Raw genomic sequence first — 20121 nt, 5'->3', positions numbered from 1 at the left:
CCGGCGGGGTGGAGAAAGGGTGGGGTGGCGGGCGAATGATCTAGACGGCCCGGTGGAGTCAGGGCAATACTGCGGCTGGTCCTTACGTGGCCGGCACCCCGATGGCAGGGGCGGGAAGTGGGATGAGAATGCTGCGTGGGCTCGGAATCGGCGAGAAGGACGAAGCCGTCTACGTGGAACTGCTGCGCCGCCGCCGGGCGACCGCCGCGGATCTCACGGAGGCGTTGCAGATGGCGGCGCCGGCGGTGACGGCCGCGATGGCGCGACTGGTCGCGCTCGGCCTGGTCACCGTTGACGACGGCGGCCTGCACACCGTCGTACCGCCCGACGTCGGGCTCGGCACCCTCATCGTCCAGCGTCAGGCCGCACTGCAACAGGTCCAGGGCAGGCTGGGAGAACTGGTACAGGTGTACCGGACCGGGGCGAGCTCCACCGTGGGTGAGGTGGAGGCGCTCACCACGCCGGAGGAGCTCGCCACCTGGATCGACAACATGGAGCGGGGTGCCAAGCGGGAGATCATGGCGTTCTTCCGGCCTCCGTACGTGCTGGACGGCGAGCTCGAGGTCTCCACCGACGTGCCCGCCTACCGGTACGTGTACGAACGCGCCGCCCTCGACGATCCGCGGACCCCCGCCGAGATCGGCAGGTTCCTCAAGAGCGGGTACGAGATCAGGATCGCCGCCGAGCTGCCCAGCAAGATGATCATTGTGGACCGGGAGACGGTGCTGCTGCCGATGCTGCCCGACCAGACGAGCGTCCATCCCGGATTCCTCCTGGTACGAGGTCAGGCGCTGGTGCACCTGCTGGTGGCGCTCTTCGAGCGGGTCTGGCAGGCGGCCACGCCGTTGCGGCTCACCGCCACGGGTCTCGCCGAGGGGTCTCCCGCGTGGGACGACGTCGACGTCGCGCTGCTGACGTACCTGCTCTCCGGGATGCCGGACAAGACGGTGGCCAGCCGGCTCGGGACCAGCGAACGGACGGTGCAGCGCCGGATCCAGCGGCTGATGAAGCTGGCCGGGACCGACAGCCGCATGCAGTTGGCCTGGTACGCCGCCCGGTCGGGGCTCATCTCGCCCTGACCGGGCCCGGAGAGCGGGTCGCCCCCACCCGCGACGCGCGGATGGGGGCGACCGTGCGGGACGACGAGGTCATCCCCGCAGCTTGTAGGCGCGGGTCACGGTCTGCTCGACGGTGTTGCCGTCAGCGTCGGTGGCCTGCACCCGCAGGGAGACGAAACCGTTGGTGTCGTCCAGGGCCGGGCTCTTGATGGCGCCCTTGACGGTGGCGTCGCCCCCGGCGGTGACGGTCACCTGCCGCCAGGTGACGCCGTCGTCGTAGGAGGCCCACAGCTTCGCCTCGCGGATCCGCAGGCCGGCCAGATCCTTGGGGTACCAGAAGTCGAGGCTGATGCCGACCGTGGACTGCGCCTGCACGGTGTTGTCCAGGTCGACGTCGAGGTCGTAGCCGACCGACAGCACGGGCAGGAGCGCCCGGTCGCCGGCCTGCTGCGAGTGGAACGTCCAGGCGGTGTTCACCTTGGTGGAGGTCGTCCACCACGGCTGGTCCCGCCGCACGTCCGTCACCACGCGGTACCTGGCACGCTCAGGCGTCATCGGGAAGGCCACCGCCGCGGCCGGTGCGGACCCGAGCAACTGGCCGTCGCGGTACACGGTGGTCAGCGCCTTGTCGGTGTTGTTGGGGATCGTCAAATACTGGCCGGTCGCCTCGTCAAGGAGGCCGGTGGTGAACACGACGCCCACGTCGCCGACCCGGACGGCTCCCTCCGGCCGGCCGGCGGGTATGGCGGACCGGACGACGGGCTTGTTCCAGGCCCGGGTCAGCCGCTGCCCGGGCTCGAACACCGACGGAAGTGTCTGCTGGAAGCCGGGCATCGACTCCCACACGCCGGCCGGCGCCATCAACTCCCAGGTCGGCCGGCCCGCGGTGACGTACTCGGTGAGCGACCTCGGCATGGTCGTCCGGGCGAGGGTCATGACGATGAAGGACTGCAGCGGCGAGAGAAGGAAGCGGGAGTATCCGGCTTCGGTGCCGGGCGTCGAGGCGTGGAAGGACGTGTCGACCGTGGCCAGTTCCTCGGGGCTGACCTGGTAGCGCTGGTCGGCCGAGATGCCGTGCTGGTACTTGATCAGCTCGTAGGAGTACGGGCTCACCGCCGTACCCTTGAGCTGGATCAGGACGCCGCCGCGGTCGGCGAGACCGGCCAGTCGGCCGCCCTGCTCACCGGAGAGGGTCATGGCCGGGATGGCGGTCGGCGTCTTCTGGTAGACGTCGGTACCCCACTCGGCGGGGAGGTCGTTGTAGATCAGGATCGCGCCGGCGCCGGCCGCCGCCGCGTTGTCGATCTGCTGCCGCGGGGTGAGGCCGTCGCTGCGCCGTACCAGCGCCAGCTTGCCCTTGACGGCCTTGCCCGCGTAGTCCTGCGGCCGTCCGAGGCCGGCGTTCACCACGCCCAGGACCTGCGTGCCGTCGATGCGCGCCGAGCCGACCCAGCCACCGACGTACTCCGGCGTGATCGGGAACGCTCCGGGACTGACCAGTTGCGCCTCCAGTGCCGGTGCGGCCAGCGACCAGGCCAGCCGGTGCTCGAGGTTCTCGCTCTTGAACTGCGACGGGATGGCGTGCAGCTTCGTGTAGCCGTTGAACTCGGTCTGGAGGCCGTACATGAGCGACTTGTCGTCCTTCAGCAGCGACATCCCCATCCGGACGCGCTGCGGCTGGCTCGGCTTGGGCGTCTGGATGCTGACCTGGCTCGACTTGCTCCCGTCGAAGGTGATGGTGCGGTCGGAGTCGACGACGATGCCTGATTCCGCGCCGTAGACGTGGTCCCGGACCTGCTGGTAGTCCGGGGTGAATCGGTAGATGCCCGCCTCGAAGGCGTACTCGCCGCGGGGCAGCCTCAGCTCCAGAGTGCCCTCGGCGCCGAGGATGAAGTGGATGTCGGCGGGCCCGGGATTGTCGAGATCGAAGACCCACACGCTGCTGTAGGTGGAGGCCGGCGCCTTGCCGTCCAGGTCCATCAGCTTCACGTTCACGTTGAAGCGCTCCGAATCCCGAACGAAACCGACGGCCGTCGTCACGACCGTCCCGCCGTCGGCGGAGGCGGCGGTGACGTGCGCGCCGTACGCGCCGGGCGGCACCACGCCGCTGTTGGCGGTGACCGTCACGTCGGCGGTGCCACGGGCCGGCACGGTCACCGTGTCGGCGCCCAACGTCAGCGCCCCTGCCGGCAACTGCCCGGCGGCGCCCCTGGTCGTCAGCGCGAGGGTGACCGGCTGGTCGCCGTCGTTGACGTAGGTGAGTTGCCTGGTGACCGGGGCGGTCGATTCCCACGCCTGCAGGCCGAAGTCGACCACGCCGGGCCCGGACACGGGCTGCCGTACGGCGCGGCTCACGTCGGTGCGGCCGGCGCCCTGGGCGTAGACCGAGGTGTCGGCCGTGGTCTTCGCCGTGCTGACGAGCTGGCTCTTCAGCCGCGCCGGGGTCCAGTCCGGGTGCTGCTGGGCCAGGATCGCGGCGGCGCCCGCCACGTGCGGCGTGGCCATGGAGGTGCCGCTGGCGGCGGTGTAGTGGTCGTCCACCGGGGTGCCCATGCTGGTGCCGGCCGCCCGGGCGGCGACGATCCCCGCGCCGGGTGCGGTGATCTCCGGCTTGAGGGCGCCGCTGGCGAGCGGGCCACGGCTGGAGAAGGAGGTGACCGCGTCGGCGCGGTTCACGGCGCCGACCGTCAGCGCCGACGCGGCGATGCCGGGCGAACCGACCGTCGTCGCGCCGGGCCCGGAGTTCCCGGACGCGATGGTGAACAGCACGCCCGTCTCGGCCGTCAGCTGGTCGACGGCCTCGGCCATCGGGTCGACCCCCTCGCCGGCCACGCCGCCCAGGCTCATCGAGACGACCTTCGCGCCCGAGTGGGCGGCCCAGTCCATCCCGGCGATGATCCACGACTCCGCGCCGCCACCCTCGTCGGCCAGCACCTTGCCGACGAGGAGTTGCGCACCGGGCGCGACGCCCTTGTGCCTGCCGCCGGAGGCTGCGCCCGTGCCGGCGATCGTGGCGGCGACGTGGGTGCCGTGCCCGTGCCCGTCGTCGACCGACTCGCCCGGCACGAAGCTGCGGCTCTCAGTGATCTTGCCAGCCAGGTCCGGGTGGTTCAGGTCCGCACCGGTGTCCAGGACGGCGACCTTCACGCCCGTTCCGTCGTATCCGGCAGCCCACGCGGCCGGCGCGCCGATCTGCGGCACGCTCTGGTCGAGCAGGGCGTGCACCTTGCCGTCCAGCCAGAGCCGCTCGATGCCCCCGGCGAGCCGGGCCTTGGGGGTACGGGCCCTGGCGGTGTCGTCGTCGACGGCCTCCCAGAACGTGGCGGCCTGCTTCTTGTCGGCGGCGATGGCGGCGCCCCGGATGCTGGGCAGGCTCCGCTTCACCCGGCTGCCGGCGGGGGCGGACGGCGCGCCGGCCCTGCCCGCCGCCCCGGCCGGGTACTTCACGATCAGCGGGATCGACGTGTCGTGCGCGTCGTCGTAGCCCTGCGCGATCAGGCCCGTGACGTTGAACAGTCGCCTGTCCACCTGGCCGGTCGCGATGAGCGGCTCGACCGCCAGCGGGACGACGTACACGTCGGTGCCGACCGAGTAGGTGCGGAAGTTGCCGACCGGCCCGTCGTGCGGAGTGACGGTGATCGCCGGCTTGCCGCCCTGCGTCGTCACCGTGACCACGTCACCGGTGACGAGGGTGACCTGTGCCGCCTTCGACGACGGGGGTACGGCGGCGGTTACCTCGCCGGCAGGTGCCGGTGCCTTGCCGTGCGCGCTTGTGCCGACGGTCGCGACGAGTGTCGCCGCGAGCGCGACGCCGAGCAGCGTCGATCTTCTGGTTCGCATAGAGCTGACCCCTCCTTCTGCCGGTACGGGTGGTGGTCCGTGCCGGTGGGGCAAAGCTTCGTGAAAGCGGGGGTGAACTCGCTACGGCTGGGCCTGGCGAACACTGGACATGTCAGGTCGCCGCCACCGCCGATCGGTGGGTGTACATACGTCGACCGGCCCGGTGACCACCGTCGGCTGGCCTGCCGACGGCCGGCGCGCCGGGGCGCTACGGGCGCGGTGCTCCCCCGCGGGGCGACGGTGGCGGGGTCGGTTCGCTGGGGCGGACCCGCCAGGAGACGGCGTCCGTCGCGGCGATCCCGGTGAGGATGACGACGGCCACCACGGCGATCAGGACCGGTGGCAGGAACGCGACCACGGGCGCCAGCGCGACCAGCAGGAGCAGTCCGATCACCCGGGACAGGGCGACCCGGCTGAACGACAGGTAGTCGAGCCGGGCCCGGCCGGCCAGGTAGATCGCCGGTCCGCAGAGGATGACGGCGGACCACGCGAGGTTGGGCTCGGCGAACGGGTGGGTGATGATGATCTCGTCGCCGACCGAGCTGAGCACAATGCCGCCGGCCATGAGCAGGTGGGCGTACGAGGCGGACCGGCTGAACACCGCCGGCGTGGTGCTCGCCGCGATCACGGCCGGGAGCAGCAGCCCGGCCCGGTAGAAGTAGATCCGCCACAGCAGCGTGGTGATGGCGAACGTCAGCACGAACGCGATCACCCGGTCCCGCTCGAAGCCGAGCCCGGCGAACTGTCCGCCCGCCGCCAGGATCGACTCGCCGAACGCGACGATCATGATCTGCTGGTAGCGCTCGGCGAGATGCTCCGCCGAGACCGCCTGCGTGGTGATCCGGGCCGGACCGAGCTTGGGCAGCCGGAAGTCCAGCCGACTCATGACGTACCCGAGGACGGCCGCGACGAGCCAGATCACCACCCGGGTGTTGCCGTCGGTGAGCGCGCCCGCGATCCACAGCACTCCGGAGATGCAGGACCAGATGAACTGCTGCAGGGAGCCGATCGTCACCTCCCGGCCGCGCATCGCGACCGTGACGAAAAGGGCGCGGCCGACCTGGATGAGGACGTAGGCGCCGGCGAAGATCATGCCGTCCTCGGCGAACGCCTCGGGCACCGCGCCCGCCATGATCAGGGTGCCGAGCATGATCGGGATGATCACGAGCTGGATCGCGGGCTGGGCGGGGTTGAGGCGGTTCGTGGTCCAGGCGGTGAAGACCCAGACCCACCAGAACGCGGCGAGCAGGATCCCGGTGTGCAGCGCGCCGAGCCAGGTGAGGTCGCTGAACAGGGTGTGGGACAGCCGGGTCAGCGCGAAGACGAAGATCACGTCGAAGAAGAGCTCGACGTAGGTGGCGCGCTGCGGCTCGGCGTGATCCCTCAGGAGGTCGCGCGGGCTGCCGGCGGTCATCGGCGCGCCCGGTCTGTCGGTTCTGCGGTACCTGCCATCAGTCGTACCACGCGCCGCGCCGCCGTCGGCCCGGCTCACGCCGACGCTTGTCGAACACCCGCGCCTCCCGCTCTCTGCGACCACTGCGGCGATCTTGCGTGCCGGGTGGGATTGGGCCTGTCTGGTCCTGCGCCGCGCGTCGATGGCCAGGGTCCGGCGCCCGGTCGAGGGGAAGTGCGGGCGGGAAGCTCTGGTGGCCGGCAGGCCCCGCACTTCGCCGCCGCCACCGTGCGACTGCGGTGACCGCGGGCCCGCGCTCCGCGTCCGGCGCGCCGCGTGCTCGCCGGCGCACCGCCGCCGTCGGTCACCCGGGACAGGCCAGAACGGTATGACGTCCGACCGGAGGGCCCGCCGGTCAGGGTACATCGGGCGGATCGCCCGTCACGGCGCGATTGACAGCAACCGATGGCCGCTCGTGGGCGCGAAGTCGCGGACCGCCGCGCCTCTCCGACGACGTCGTCGTTCCGCGCCGGACGTCAGGCGGCTGGATCGCGCTCGGCGTCGGGGAGGGCGGGAGCGTCGGGAGGGGCGGGAGCCTCGGGAAGGGTGGGAGCGTCGGTGGGGTACAGGCCGGCGACGAAGCCGTACACCTGGTCGCCGGCGCGGGGGATCTGGGCGAACCGGCGGGCCAGCTCCTGGACCTGCGCCCAGAAGTTGCGCACCTCCTCGACGGGGATGCGGGCGTGCACGAGCGTGCACCGCAGCTCGTCGGCCGCGTGGGCGGCAGCGGACTCGGCGGTCGCCTGCGCGAGCCCGTTGATGGCCGCCACGACCTGCTTGTCCTCGCTGCGGCTGAGCACGCCGACGTAGAACGTCCGGGCGACCCGGCCGTAGTACCGCTCCTCGATCGCCCGCACGCGGCGGGTGCGCACCACGCGCAGGAGACCGACGTCGACGAGAAGCTTCACGTGGTAGGCGACGCTGCTCTTGGGGCGGTCGACCGCCTGGGCCATCTCGGTGACCGTGGCGGCCCGCTCGAGGAGCAGCTCCAGGAGGGTGTCGCGCAGCGGGTCGGCCAGCGCACGCAGTTGCTCGGGCGCGGTGACCACGAGCATCTCCTCGAGGTCGTAGTCCGGGATCCGCTGATTGACCGACATTTCTCGACCGTTCTAAGATTGTGGATCGTTTGATCCTCGCCGTCCGTTGTCAGGAGTGTAGAGATGGCCGAAGTCGTGCTGTTCCACCACGTGCAGGGACTCACCGACGGGCTGCGCGCGTTCGCCGAGCAGCTCCGCGCCGGCGGCCACACCGTGCACACGCCGGACCTGTTCGACGGCGCACGACCGGCGACCCTCGAGGACGGCCTCGCGCTGACCCGGCGCATCGGGGGTGAGGTGCTCGACGAGCGGGCCGACCGGGCCGTGGCCGACCTCCCCGAGGAGCTGGTCTATGCCGGCTTCTCCTTCGGCGTCGGCACCGCGCAGCGGATGGCCCAGACCCGCCCCGGCGCCCGCGGCGCACTCCTCTACGAAGCCTGCCTCCCGATCACCGGCGAGTGGGCCGTCGGGCCGTGGCCCACCGGGGTCCCGGTGCAGATCCACGGCATGGACAAGGACCCGTTCTTCGCGCTGGAGGGCGACATCGACGCCGCGCGCGAGTTGGTCGCGACGGTCGGAGCCGACCTGGCCGAGCTGTTCGTCTACCCGGGCGACCAGCACCTGTTCGCCGACAGCTCGCTGCCGTCGTACGACGCGGACGCGACGGCGCTGGTGGTGCGGCGCTCGCGGCAGTTCCTCGACCGGGTGGGCTGACCGCGACGGGCTCAGCCCTGCCCGCCCCGGCACAGTGTCGACGGGCCGTCGGGCGCGCTGTCCCGGTACGCCTCCGAGTCCAGGACCGGCGCATAACCCAGGTCGCGCCGGGCCGCGTCGAGGTCGAAGACCGCCCGGGTGTTCGCCGAGGTGATGGTGTACGCCCCGAAGTCGACGTCGGCCCGCAGCGCGCGGCGCACCGCCTGGCCCAGGTCCGCCGGGCCGAGCCAGGTGTCGAACCAGCCGTGCGTCGGCGGCACGGCACGGCAGCCGCCGAGGCGCAGACAGACCGCGGAGAAGGCGCCCGAGTCCGCGTACACCCGGGCGGCGGCCTCACCGAAGACCTTGGTCGCGCCGTAGCGGCAGCACGGGTGGGGTGGCCACGGGTCGCGTATCGGGCCCGGCGCGGGCCGGGCGGCCGGCGGGCGGTAGCCGCCGAGGACGTGGACGGAGCTGGCGAGCACGACCCGGCGTACGCCCGCCTCCGCGGCCGCCGCCAGGATCACGGTCGGCACCTCGATGTTGGGACCGCGCAGCCGGTCCCAGTCCTCGCCGGGCCGTGGGTTCCCGGCCAGGTGCACGACCGCGTCCATCCCGGCGCAGAGCCGTTCGGCGAAACCCCGGTCGGCGAGGTCGCCGGGCACCACCTCCGCCGGCCCGACCGGCTGCGGGGCGCGCAGGTCGGTCAGCCGCAGCTCGTGTTCTCCGGCGAGTTCCGGCACGAGCAGACCGGCCACTCCGCCGGCCGCGCCGGTCACCAGTATCCGCATCCCGGTCACCAGTTCGTGAAGGAGCCGTCGCGGCGGTGGTAGACCGGCAGCGGGGCCGGACCGGCGTGGTCGAGCCGGCGGGCCGCGGCGAGGTCGAGCTCGATGCCGAGGCCGGGCCGCTCCGCCGGCCTGATCCGGCCGGGAGCCAGCACGGGGCCGGCGGTCAGCACCGGCGAGGGCGGGAACTCGGGCCAGGGCTGCTCCTGGACGGAGACGTTGGGCAGGACGAGGTTCAGGTGGGCGGAGGCGGCGGCGGTGACCGGGCCGAGCGGGTTGTGGGTGGCCAGGTTGATGTGGTGGACCTCGGCCATCGCCGCGATCTTGCGGGCCTCCGTGAGCCCCGTGTTGGCCACGTCGACGCGGGCGTGGTCGATCAGCTCGCCCTCGATCAGCGGCCGGAACTCCCACTTCGTGCCGAGCTGTTCTCCCGCCGCGAGCGGGACGGCGCTGCGGTGGCGCAGCATCCGGTAGCCGTCGAGGTGTTCGCTGCGCAGCGGGTCCTCGACGAAGTACGGCCGCAACGGCTCCAACTCCCGGCACAGCGTCACGGCCTGCGGGGGCTCCAACCGGGTGTGTACGTCGAGCAGCAGCTCGACGTCGTCGCCGAGCGCGGCGCGGAGCCGTTCCACGGTGGCGACGGTGTGCCGCAGGGCGCCGCGCTGGTCGTACCCGCCGTCGGCGTCCGGGCTGTTCGCCGGCACCCGCAGGTGGCGCCATCCGGCTGCCGCGAGCCGCTCGGCTTCGGCCACCATCGCGGCCGGGTCCCTGTTGTCACCGACGCGGACGTGCACATAGCACTCGACGTGGTCCCGGGAGGCGCCACCGAGCAGTTGGTGCAGCGGCACGCCGAGCGTCTTGCCCCGCAGGTCCCACAGCGCCACGTCGATCGCGGCGAGCACGGAGGCGAGCACCCCGGTCGCCGGGAAGAACCCCGACCGGGAGAGGAACTGCCAGAGGTGTTCGATCCGGCTCGGATCGGCGCCCTCCAACTGCTCGGCGAAGTCCTCCACCGCGCCGCGGACGGCCCGCCAGCGGGAGCGCATGCCGACCTCGCCCACGCCGTACTCGCCGGAGTCGGTGTGCACGACCACCAGCAGCATGGCGCTCGCGTCCTGCGGCACGGTCAGCAGCTCCAGGTGAGTGATCTTCACGCCGCCCCCCAGGTGTGCGCCGATGGCCCGTCGATCCCGACGTCGACGGCGAAGATCCGGCCGCTGTCCGGCGCCGCCCGCCGGGTCGCCTCGTCCAGCCCGATCCAGGCCGTGGTCACCACGAGGGTGCCGGCGACCAGGCAGACGGCGGTCGGCCGGGGCACCGGCAGCCGCACCCGTGCCAGCGGGGTCCCGTCCGGGGCGAAGCGGCGGACGCACCAGCCGTCCCACATCGCCACCCAGAGGCAGCCCTCGGCGTCGACGCAGAGCCCGTCGGGGGTGGCGTCGTCGAACTCCACCAGGACGCGCGGGTCGCCGGCCTCACCCGTCGCCGGGTCGTAGCGGTAGCCGGTGAGCCGCCGGCGCCGGCTGTCCACGTGGTACATCGTCTCCCCCGCCGGGTCGAACCCGAGCCCGTTCGCGCACCCGATGCCGTCCAGCACCGTCGCCACCGAGCCGTCCGGCTCCAGCCGGTAGAGCGCGCCGGACCAGGGTTCCGCGCCGCCCAGGATCTGGCTTCCGGCCAGGAACCGGCCGTACGGGTCGCAGGCGCCGTCGTTCATCTGGGTGCACGGCGCGGCGACGTCACCGCCGAGGGGACGCACCGTGCCGTCGGCCGCGACGTGCCGGAAGCCCCGCCCGGCAGCCACGACCCAGCCCGCGCCGCCGGCGGCGAGCGGTGCCACGGCCCCGGTCGCCGCCCCGACGTCGTACCCGGCCAGCACCTCGATCCGGTCGCCGCCGAACCGCCCCCGCCACAGCCGACCGGCGCGGATGTCCACCCACAGCAGTTCACCGGTACGCGGGTCCAGCCGCGGCCCCTCGCCGAGTTCGTATCGCTCGGCGGACACCGGGTGTGCGCGCAGGGTGTCAGGACTTGACGGCACCGGCGATGCCCTCCACGAACGTACGCTGCAGGAACAGGAAGATCGCGATGATCGGCAGCAGACTGATCGTCGCCGCGGCGGCCAGTCCGCCCCAGTCGGTGGCCTCCTGGCCGAAGAAGCTGTACATGCCGACGCCGAGCGTGCGCAGCTCCGGCCGGCCCAGGGTGAACACCAGCGGGATGAAGAAGGCGTTCCACGCCGCCATGAAGTTGAACAGCGCCACGGTGCCGATCACCGGCTTGGCCAGCGGCAGCATGATCCGGAAGAAGATGCGCGGGTAACCCGCGCCGTCCATCCGCGCCGCGTCCTCCAGTTCCTGCGGCATCCCGGCGAAGTACCCCATGAACAGCAGGATGGGTACGACGTGCGCCGGCCCGGCGGTGGCCAGCACCGCACCGAGCAGCCCGTTGTTCAGCCCGAGCCCGTCGACCAGCTTGAAGATCGGAATGATCGTGTAGCCGTGCGGGATGAACATGGTGGCGATCAGCAGCCCGACGATCACCTTCTTGCCGGGCAGGTCGCCGCGGCCGAGGGCGTACCCGGAGGTGGCGGAGACCAGCAGGACGATGGCCACGGTGGTGACGGAGAAGACGACCGTGTTGGACAGGTAGGTGCCGAAGTGCGCCGTGTCCCAGGCCCGGATGAAGTTGTCGAAGCTCCACTCCTTCGGCAGCACCGAGAGCCCGCCGAGGAAGACCTCCCGCTCCGACTTGAAGGCCGTGGAGACCATCCAGACGAAGGGGTAGATCCAGACCAGGCAGAGCGGCACCAGCAGCAGGTGCCAGAGGTGCATCCGACGCATCAGCGGCTCCCCTTCAGGTACTGCCGGCCCAGCAGGGGTGCCTGCAGAGCCGTCATCACCAGCGTGATCACCCCGAAGACGACGCCGGCGGCGCAGGCGAAGCCGTAGCGGGGCGCGTTGAGGTCGGGGTTGAAGGCGTACCGGTAGATGTAGGTGGCGACCACGTCGGTGGCGTAGTTGGGGCCGGCCTGCGTCATCGCCTGCACCAGGTCGAACGGGTTCATGCTCTTCTGAAATGTCAGCAGCAGGATCACCACGGCGATCGGGGCGATCACCGGGAGCGTCACGTGCCGCAGCGTCTGTCGCCCGTTCGCCCCGTCGATCTTCGCCGCCTCGTACAGGTCCTCGGGGACGGTCTGCAGCGCGGCGAGCCAGTAGACGAGGGTGATGCCGAAGCCCTTCCACACGTCGACCGCCATGACGGTCGGCAGGGCGGACGACTCGGAGAGGAAGCTCACCGGCGAGTCGACGAGCCCGGCGGAGCGCAGGACCTCGTTGACGAACCCGCCGGCCGGGTCCAGCAGGACCGCGAAGACGATGCCGACCACGGCGGTGGTGGTCACCACCGGCAGAAAGAGGAAGAGCCGGTAGAGGTTGCGCCCGCGCAGCCGGCGGCTGTTGAGCAGGATCGCCACGAGCAGCGCCAGCGGCATCTCGACGCAGATCGCGACCAGGGAGAAGAAGAAGGAGTTGCGGAAGGAGTGCCAGAACCGCTCGCTGCCGAGCACCTCGGTGTAGTTGGCGAAGCCGACCCACTCGGTGGCCGGGCCCACCCCGTCCCATTCGAAGAACGAGTACCACCAGCTCGCGACCATCGGCCAGAGGGTGAAGGCCACGAAGAGCAGCAGCATCGGGGCGAGGAAGACGTACTGCCAGGCGTGCCGGCGCAGCCGGCCGGGGCGGCGCCGCCGGGCGGCGGCGGGGGCGGGCCGGGACGGCGCCGCCGGCTCTGCGGCGCCGCCCGGGACGATGGTGGGGGTGCTGGTCACTTCTGGCTCGGGGTGAACGGCTGCAGCGGGTCCCAACCGGGGAAGGTGAGGTCGGCGCGCGAGGCCTGCACCCCCTTGCCCGACAGGGTCTTGATCTGCTCGTCGATGAAGGCGTCGAGCTTGGTGTTGAGGCCCGCGGCGGCCGGGGCGAAGGGCTGGTTGCGCAGGATGGCCGGCAGGGCGATCTCGGACCACTGCAGGTCCTGCTTGCCGCGGATGGCCGCCATCAGCTGCGCGCCGCCCTTGCTGGCGAGGACCGGGTTGGGAATGAGCCGGACGGTCTCCGCGGCGATGTCCATGATCGCCTTCTGGTCCGCGTTGGCCGCCGCCTTGTCCTGCCAGGCGCTCTCCAGGGCGGTCAGGGTGCCGAACTTCTCGTAGTACGCCCGGTGGAACTCCTTGGAGGCGAGGAAGTCCATCACCTTCCACGCCTGCTCCGGATGCTTGGACTGGGCCGACATCGACCAGAGCGGGCTGAAGCTCGCCGTCTGCCCCGAGTAGCCGCCGCGCCCGGCCGCCGGCACGGGCACGGCCGCGATGGTCATGTCGAGCTGCGGGTTCAGCTTGCGGACCTCGTTGATCTGGAACGGCGAGGCGAGGAACATCGCCAGCTCGCCCTTGGCGAACGCGGTGTGCACCTTGCCCGCGTCCGTCCAGGTCTCCCAACCCGGGGTCATGGTCTTCGCGGCGTGCATCCGCCTGAGCAGGTCGACCGTCGCGGCGAGGGACGGGTGGGTGATGGCCGCCCGGCCGGTGCGCAGGTCGATGCCGTTGTCGATCGAGGGCGGCCCCGCGGTGTGCTGGAGCATGCGGGCCAGGACGCTCTTGCTCCACGGGCCGGCGAAGCCGAACGTCCTGCCCCCGCCGGCACGGGTGATCGCGGCGGCGGACTGTTCCAACTCCTCCCACGTCTTCGGGGCGGCGGTGACCCCGCCCGTCTTCGCGGCGGTGTTGTTCACCAGGAGGAACCGCACCACGGACCACTTGCCCCAGACCAGCGGCAGCGTGTAGAGCTTGCCGTCGCGGTGCAGACCCGACGTGGCCGGGTCGAGGGTGCCCTCGGGGAACCGGGCCTTGAACTCGTCGGTGACGTACTGGTCGAGGGGCGCGATCCAGCCGCGTTCGAAGATGCGGTCGAAGCCCTGGTCCTGGGCGCGGAAGACGTCCGGCGCGTTGCCCTGCTGGAAGCTGAGTTCGATGGCGTTGATCTGCTGGTCGGTCGGGTTCTCGATGACCTGGACCTTGATGCCGGGGTTCTTCTCCTCGAACAGGTCGAACTGTTCGCGGTAGAACTGGGAGGCGCCGGAGGGGTCGGGCACCAGCATGACCTTGATCGTCACCGTGTCCCCACTGGACCCGTCGCCGCTGCCGACCAGGTTGCACGCGGTGGTCAGCCCGCCCGCCGCGGTCGCGGCAGCACCCACGCCCAGGATCCGCAGCAAGGACCGGCGGGTGAGCTCTGGTTGCTTCATGTCCTACTCCTGTTCGATCACCGGTTGGCGGAGCCGCTCGGCCAACGAGGACGAGGCTTCGGTCTGTGTTTCGTCGCGGTGAAGAGCGTGTTGAGGACAGTAGCTTCACCGACCACCTTGTGCAATAGCCATCCGCCATGTGGGTTGGTCACGCACAGGGGTCGCGAGCCGCCCCGGGGCGGCCGGCACCGCGCCGTACGGCGCGAAGCGCGTCGGGACCGCCTCGATCGGGCATGCATGCCCCTACCAACGGACGCCCTTGACACCGACATCGATTGCATTGACTATCCACTTCATGGATGTGAAGCCCACCGTATCGAGGCGACATCGTTCAATACTCACCCTCTTCCTCGCCCTCACGGCGCTGGTGCTGCCCTCCGGGGCGGCCGTCGCGGCACCGACCGCCCCGGACCAGGCCCCGTTCGCCGCCCCGTTGCGCGAGACGGACAAGCCCGACCTGCGGATCCGGCAGGTGGCCGCCATCGAGGGCGACCACCACCGGATGATCTTCCACCAGGCCACCTGGCGCGGCGGGCAGACGTACCTGCGGGACATCCAGGTCCGCACCCCCGGCGGCTGGCTGCCCGTCACCGACACCGAGCGGCGCTTCGACGAGCAGTGGATCGTGCTCAGCGGCGCGAACGGCACCCCGACCGACTACTACAGCTCCATGAACCCGGGCTGGGTCGGCTTCACCGGGCTCCGCACCGTCGACAGTCGTACCGTCGAGCTGCGCACCGGGGCACCCGGGGCGTACGAGTTGACCGTCCGCTGGTCGGTCGCGGGCGACAACCCCGAGGCGTCGTGGACCCTGACCGCCCGCCGCGCCGACAACTTCGTCGTCGGCTACCAGTCCCTGGACGTCACCTCCCTCGGCGACGTCGACGAGGTGCTCTGCGGCAGCCGCCAGCACGCCCGGGTCGTCTACGGCGCGGAGGCGCTCAGCGCCTGGGAGCTGATGACACCGGCCTGCCTGATGGAACGCACCGTCGCGGGTCGGCAGGTGACCAGCGGGGTCTACGCACCCGCCGAGGTGATCCCCTTCGAGCACCAGCGCGGGGCCGGCGCGGACGGGCAACCGTTCGGGATGAGCCTGCGAAACGAGAACGGCGCCATCCAGCCGGTCGCCTTCGCGCCGCAGGTCGGCCGACTCTCGCCGTTGCAGACCGGGCAGCAACACCGGTTCACGTTCGGCGTCTACGCCCGGCCCACGACGATGTACCAGGCGTACACGCAGCTGACGCGCGACGAGTACGACTACAGCGCGTACCGGCAGAACATCTACGACACCTCGCTCACCGAGACGGTGCACAACCTGGTCGACCTGACGATGAAGGACACCGAGGCCGACGACAGCGAGACCTACCAGCGTTCGCTGTCGGGCTGGTGGGACCGGGCGAAGGGCTTCGTGGACACGGAGAACGACCGGGCGGTGCGCACCGCCACCAGTGGCGTCCTGCTCGGCGCCTACTACCTCACCGGGAACCGGGACCTCTACGACAAGCGGGCGCGGCCGTCCCTGGAGTACCAGGTGTCCCGCAACAACATCGGGTGGACCCCGATCAAGCAGAACCCGGTCTACGGCGACACCAACGCCTGGCGCGTCGGCAGCGTGTCCGGGGACGCCTCCACCCTCGTGCCGCTCTACCAACAGACCCGGGGCCAGGTGGCCGGCCTGCACGAACTGGCCCTGAAGTCGGTCGAGGAGCGGGTCCGCAAGGACAGCCGGACGCCGGTCAGCACCCCGCTCGCGGCGTGGCGGCTCACCGGTAACCCGGCGTACCTGGCCGAGGCGAAGGCCGAGGCGGACCGCTACATCACCGCCCAGATCGACCCGCCGTACACGACGAACATCGGCGAGAACGGCTTCCAGTTCAACTACTCCAAGGGCTGGATCGAGCTGCTGGAGCTGTACGAGGAGACCGGCGACAAGCGGTACCTGAACGCCGCCTACACCGAGGCGAAGCGGTTCGTCACGCAGACGATGGTGCGCCCGGTGCCCGAGGGCAACATCACCGTCAACGCCGACGGCTGGATCGACGCGCAGGTGGACCGCTGGACCCCTCCCGTCACCTACGACTATCCGAAGAAGGATGTGCCGGCCGAGGAGGTGCCGGCCTGGATGGTCTCCACCAACGGCATGACCTTCGAGCAGCTCAGCACCTACAAGATCGCAGCGGGTCGGGAGAACCCCGGCGGCGGCCTGGTGATGAACCCGATCTGGGCGCCGTTCCTGCTGCGGCTCTCCGCGCACACCGACGACCGGCTGCTCGCCGACGTGGCGCACAACCTCGTCGTCGGCCGCTTCACCAACTACCCCGGCTACTACTACCGCGAGTTCACCGCGGCCCAGATGCGCCCGGACTTCCCGCTGACCGGCCCGGCCGGGCTCACCTCCATCTACTACCACCACATCCCGGCCCAGCTCGGGCTGGCCATGGACTACCTGATCTCCGAGCAGACGTACCGCTCGCGCGGCAAGATCAGCTTCCCGGCCGTGTTCGAGACCAACTACGTCTACTTCAAGTACCACGTCTACGGCCACCAGCCCGGCACCTTCTACGGCGAGGACGGCGTCTGGCCGTACCTGCCGAAGGGCATCGTCGACGTCGCCGATCCGCAGCTCAACTGGGTCACCGGGCACGGCAACGACAGCCTCTACCTCAGCCTGACCAACGAGGCGACGGACACCTCCCGCAGCGTCGTGCGCTTCGACCCGAAGGTCAGCGGGGTGCGGCCCGACCGGGCGTACACGGTCGAGGTGATCCAGGACAACGGCTCCCGGACCGTCACCACGATGCGCGGGGCGACCCTGCCGGTCACCGTCTCCGCTCGGGGCATCACCGCGCTGGTCGTCCGCGACGTGTCGGTGCCGAACGTGGGGCACCAGGTCGGCGGCGGGCAGGCCGACACCGGGCAGGACAGCTACCACTTCGACGACGCGAGCCCGATCGGGACCGCCCGGGGGATGCTGCTGACCCGGCCGGACGGCAGCGGCTACGACGCGTACCTGCAGGCGGCCACCGAGGCGCCGGCGACGCTGCACTGGTCGACCGACGGGGGCGCGACCTGGAAGGAGCAGGAGGACCGGATCTACCCGAACGAGTGGACGATCCCGGTCGAGGACCTCGACACGTCGTTCCGGTACCGGATCAGCACCGAGGCCGCCAGGACCGACGAGGCGACCCTGCGCCTGCCGCCGGCGGTCACCGGCCGCTGCCCGGCCGGAGCGACCGTCTGCGGTGCGACGACCCCCGCCTCGCCGGACACCACGCCCGGCGACACCGTGGGGCTCGCCGTGACCGTCCGCAACGACGGTTCCGCCGCCCTCACCGACCCGGCGGTCACGCTGGACCTTCCCGCGGGCTGGTCGGCCCGGCCGGAGGGCACGCAGCCGTCCACCGTGCCGGCCGGGGCCTCGGCCACCTGGCGCTACGAGCTGACCGTCGCGCCCGACGCCGCCGCCGGCACGGTGGCGCTCAAGGGCACGGCGAGGTGGCACGGTGGCGCGGTGGCGCTGACCGCCGGACGACTCACGGTCCGCCCACCGACCCGGCTGAGCGCCCTCGTCGCGGCACCGGCGGAACTCGCGAAACCGGGTGACGCGACCACGGTCACCGCCAGCGTCCTCAACGTCGGCCCGGCCACCGCCCGGGGCACCCTCCGCGTGACGCCGCCCGCCGGGTGGACGATCACCCCGGCGAGCGTGGAGTACGAGGTCGGCGCCCGCGGGGAACGCGCGTACACCTTCACCCTCACCTCGCCGTCCACGGCGCAACGCGACCAGGCGTACCGGGTGAGCGCGGCGATCGACGGCGGCGCCGAGACCACGGCGCAGGTACGGATCGCCAGCAAGGACGTCGTCATCACCACCCAGGACATCCGTCCCCGGTACACGGAGACGGGTGAGTGGCTCGCCAGCGGCCTCGCCGGCTACAACGGCACCCAGTCGCGCTTCAGCGCGGAGGGGAAGCTCGGGGGCACCGCGACCTGGCGGCCGGCCCTGGCCGAGGCCGGGTGGTACGAGGTCGCCGTCTGGTACCCGTCCAACGCCGACACCACCAGGGAGGCCGACTACCTGGTGCGGCACCGCGACGGGGAGACACCGGTCCGGGTCGACCAGCAGCAGGACGCGCGTACCTGGCGGGTCCTCGGGACCTTCCCCTTCGCCGCCGGCGAGGACGGCTTCGTCCGGATCTCCGTCGACGACCCGGCCTTCCACCGGGTCAGCGCCGTCCGGTTCCGGCCGGTGGATCCGGCCGTGGTGCAGCCCCGGATCACCGGGCTCTCCGCCGACGCGGTGGCGGCCCCGGGGGGCAGCACCACGGTCACGGCCACCATCACCGCGGCCGCGATGGCGGGCGCGAGCGGCTGCGCCGCCCTCGGCCTGCCGGAGGGGTGGACCAGCACACCGGCGTCCGTCCCGGTCGAGTTGGCCCCGAACGCCACCCAGCAGGTGAGCTTCACGATCACGGCTCCGCCCGACGCGACCGTCGGCGCGCTGCACGAGGTGGCGCTGCACGTGGCCGGCGCGGTCGGGCGGACAGCGGTACCCGTCGGGACGCCGGACCCGGCACGGGCGGTCGTCGTCGACAACGGCCAGGACGGCTACACCGAGACCGGTGGCTGGACCGCCAGCACGCTCAAGGGGTACGCCGACAGCACCACCCGGGTCGCCGGCGGCAGCACGGGCGCCGTCGCGACCTGGCGGCCGACGCTGCCGGCCGGCGCGTACCAGGTCAGTGTGTGGTACCCGACGAACTCCACCACGACCACCGCGGCCACCTACCGGGTGGCGCACACCGCCGGCACCGACACCCGCATGGTCGACCAGACCAGGGACGCCGGGCAGTGGCGGGTACTGGGCGCCTGGCACCTCGACCCGGCGACGGCCGCGGTGAGCCTGTCGGCGCAGCAGGTCGGCCACCACCGGGCCGACGCCGTCCGGTTCGAACCGGTCGTCCCGGCCCGGACGCCGGGCTGCTGACCGGTGGTGCGGGCCGCCGGCCGTGGCGGTCGGCGGCCCGCACCGCCGTGCGATGTATGATCCGTAATCTGGATTACACTCCTACGCTTTGAGGGATGGGCAGAATGCCACGCTCCACCACCCGCGAGGTCGGCGGCGGCACGCAGAGTGTCGAGCGCGCGCTGTCGCTGCTGCGTGCGTTCACCGAGGAGCACCCGGAGCGGCGCGTCTCCGAGCTGGTCCAGCTCACCGGGCTGGGCCAGTCGACGGTCTCCCGGCTGGTCGGCACGCTGGAGGCGCTCGGTTTCGTCACTCACGACCAGCGCAGCGGCCTCTACCGCATCGGGCCGACGGTGGTGGGGCTGGCCGGCGTCGCGTTGAACCAGTCGGCGGTGCACCGTCAGTCCCGGCAGATCGCCCAGGACCTCGCCTGCGACCTGGGCCTCGGCGCAAACATCGCCGAGCGCCACGGCACCGAGCTGTTCTACCTCTGCAACTTCGAGGGGCGGCTCGCCCCCCGCTCGTTCACCCTGGTCGGCCGCCGGGGCCCGCTGCACGCGACCGCCCTGGGCAAGGCGCTCCTGTCCGACCTGACCGCCGAGGAGATCGAGGCCCTGATCGGGGCGCGCTATCCGGCGTACACCCCGAAGACCGTCGCCGACCTCGACGGGCTCCTCGCCGCGATCGGCGAGGGGCGACGGCGCGGCTACGCCACCGAACTGGAGGAACTGGCCTTCGGCCGGGCCTGCCTGGCCGCGCCGATCCGGGACCGCTCGGGCAAGGCCGTGGCGGCCCTGTCGGTCTCCGGCCCGCTCTCCGCGATGGACCTGCCCAGGCGCCAGGACGAACTGGCCATGAAGGTCATCGAACAGGCCGACCAGATCTCCACCGGACTCGGCTACCACGCCAGCGCCGCGCCGCTCTCCGCCGTCGTCTGACGACACGGGCCCGTCCGCTCCCTCACCGACGGACGCCGCGACGG

Annotated in this window: 13 protein-coding genes; 4 read left to right on the top strand and 9 right to left on the bottom strand. The window is 71.8% G+C overall.

Annotated features, from left to right (window positions below):
• Nucleotides 1-128 precede the first annotated feature (128 nt).
• The gene (locus ACFY23_RS23970; RefSeq protein WP_387051273.1) at nt 129-1079 is read left to right on the top strand and encodes a helix-turn-helix domain-containing protein; all 951 of its coding nucleotides are present in this window, start codon (nt 129-131) and stop codon (nt 1077-1079) included.
• A 69-nt stretch (nt 1080-1148) separates the two neighbouring features.
• On the opposite strand, the gene ACFY23_RS23965 is transcribed toward ACFY23_RS23970, so the two are convergent.
• The 3 genes from ACFY23_RS23965 to ACFY23_RS23955 all read right to left on the bottom strand — a co-directional run bounded on the left by ACFY23_RS23965 (nt 1149) and on the right by ACFY23_RS23955 (nt 7448).
• Nucleotides 1149-4898, bottom strand: coding sequence for a S8 family serine peptidase (locus ACFY23_RS23965; RefSeq protein ID WP_350677153.1), 3750 nt, complete (start codon nt 4896-4898; stop codon nt 1149-1151).
• 208 nt (nt 4899-5106) lie between these two features.
• A complete protein-coding gene (locus ACFY23_RS23960; protein WP_350677151.1) occupies nt 5107-6312 on the bottom strand; it encodes a low temperature requirement protein A in 1206 nt (401 codons plus the stop codon).
• 515 nt (nt 6313-6827) lie between these two features.
• Nucleotides 6828-7448: a helix-turn-helix domain-containing protein gene (locus ACFY23_RS23955; RefSeq protein ID WP_350677149.1), complete on the bottom strand. Its 621-nt coding sequence runs from the start codon at nt 7446-7448 to the stop codon at nt 6828-6830.
• Between the two features lie 63 nt (nt 7449-7511).
• Between ACFY23_RS23955 and ACFY23_RS23950 the strand changes: the two genes are divergently transcribed.
• The gene (locus ACFY23_RS23950) at nt 7512-8102 is read left to right on the top strand and encodes a dienelactone hydrolase family protein (RefSeq protein WP_350677146.1); all 591 of its coding nucleotides are present in this window, start codon (nt 7512-7514) and stop codon (nt 8100-8102) included.
• Between the two features lie 11 nt (nt 8103-8113).
• Here the strand turns inward: ACFY23_RS23950 and ACFY23_RS23945 are convergent, their stop codons facing one another.
• The 6 genes from ACFY23_RS23945 to ACFY23_RS23920 are packed head-to-tail and all read right to left on the bottom strand — an operon-like array spanning nt 8114 to nt 14173.
• The gene (locus ACFY23_RS23945) at nt 8114-8872 is read right to left on the bottom strand and encodes an NAD(P)-dependent oxidoreductase (protein WP_350677144.1); all 759 of its coding nucleotides are present in this window, start codon (nt 8870-8872) and stop codon (nt 8114-8116) included.
• Nucleotides 8873-8877: 5 nt separating this feature from the next.
• The gene (locus ACFY23_RS23940) at nt 8878-10023 is read right to left on the bottom strand and encodes a mandelate racemase/muconate lactonizing enzyme family protein (protein WP_350677141.1); all 1146 of its coding nucleotides are present in this window, start codon (nt 10021-10023) and stop codon (nt 8878-8880) included.
• Nucleotides 10020-10874 carry an SMP-30/gluconolactonase/LRE family protein gene (locus ACFY23_RS23935; protein ID WP_350677139.1) on the bottom strand — a complete coding sequence of 285 codons (855 nt, stop codon included), beginning with the start codon at nt 10872-10874 and terminating at the stop codon, nt 10020-10022. The genes ACFY23_RS23940 and ACFY23_RS23935 overlap by 4 nt, the downstream gene beginning before the upstream one ends.
• 19 nt (nt 10875-10893) lie before the next feature.
• Complete coding sequence (locus tag ACFY23_RS23930) at nt 10894-11712, bottom strand: carbohydrate ABC transporter permease (RefSeq protein WP_350677136.1); 819 nt, start codon at nt 11710-11712, stop codon at nt 10894-10896.
• On the bottom strand, nt 11712-12701 hold the full coding sequence (locus ACFY23_RS23925; protein ID WP_350677134.1) for a sugar ABC transporter permease: 990 nt from the start codon (nt 12699-12701) through the stop codon (nt 11712-11714). The genes ACFY23_RS23930 and ACFY23_RS23925 overlap by 1 nt, the downstream gene beginning before the upstream one ends.
• The gene (locus tag ACFY23_RS23920) at nt 12698-14173 is read right to left on the bottom strand and encodes an extracellular solute-binding protein (protein WP_350677132.1); all 1476 of its coding nucleotides are present in this window, start codon (nt 14171-14173) and stop codon (nt 12698-12700) included. Before ACFY23_RS23920 ends, ACFY23_RS23925 begins: the two co-directional genes overlap by 4 nt.
• 295 nt (nt 14174-14468) lie before the next feature.
• On the opposite strand from ACFY23_RS23920, the gene ACFY23_RS23915 reads away from it, so the two are divergent.
• Both ACFY23_RS23915 and ACFY23_RS23910 read left to right on the top strand, forming a co-directional pair.
• Nucleotides 14469-19160, top strand: coding sequence for an NEW3 domain-containing protein (locus ACFY23_RS23915; protein WP_350677129.1), 4692 nt, complete (start codon nt 14469-14471; stop codon nt 19158-19160).
• A gap of 95 nt (nt 19161-19255) precedes the next feature.
• Nucleotides 19256-20077: an IclR family transcriptional regulator gene (locus tag ACFY23_RS23910; protein WP_350677127.1), complete on the top strand. Its 822-nt coding sequence runs from the start codon at nt 19256-19258 to the stop codon at nt 20075-20077.
• Nucleotides 20078-20121: the final 44 nt, after the last annotated feature.

This window comes from Micromonospora sp. NPDC000121, from assembly GCF_042899165.1.
GTDB lineage: Bacteria > Actinomycetota > Actinomycetes > Mycobacteriales > Micromonosporaceae > Micromonospora.
This window is presented reverse-complemented; position numbering and strand designations above follow the sequence as displayed.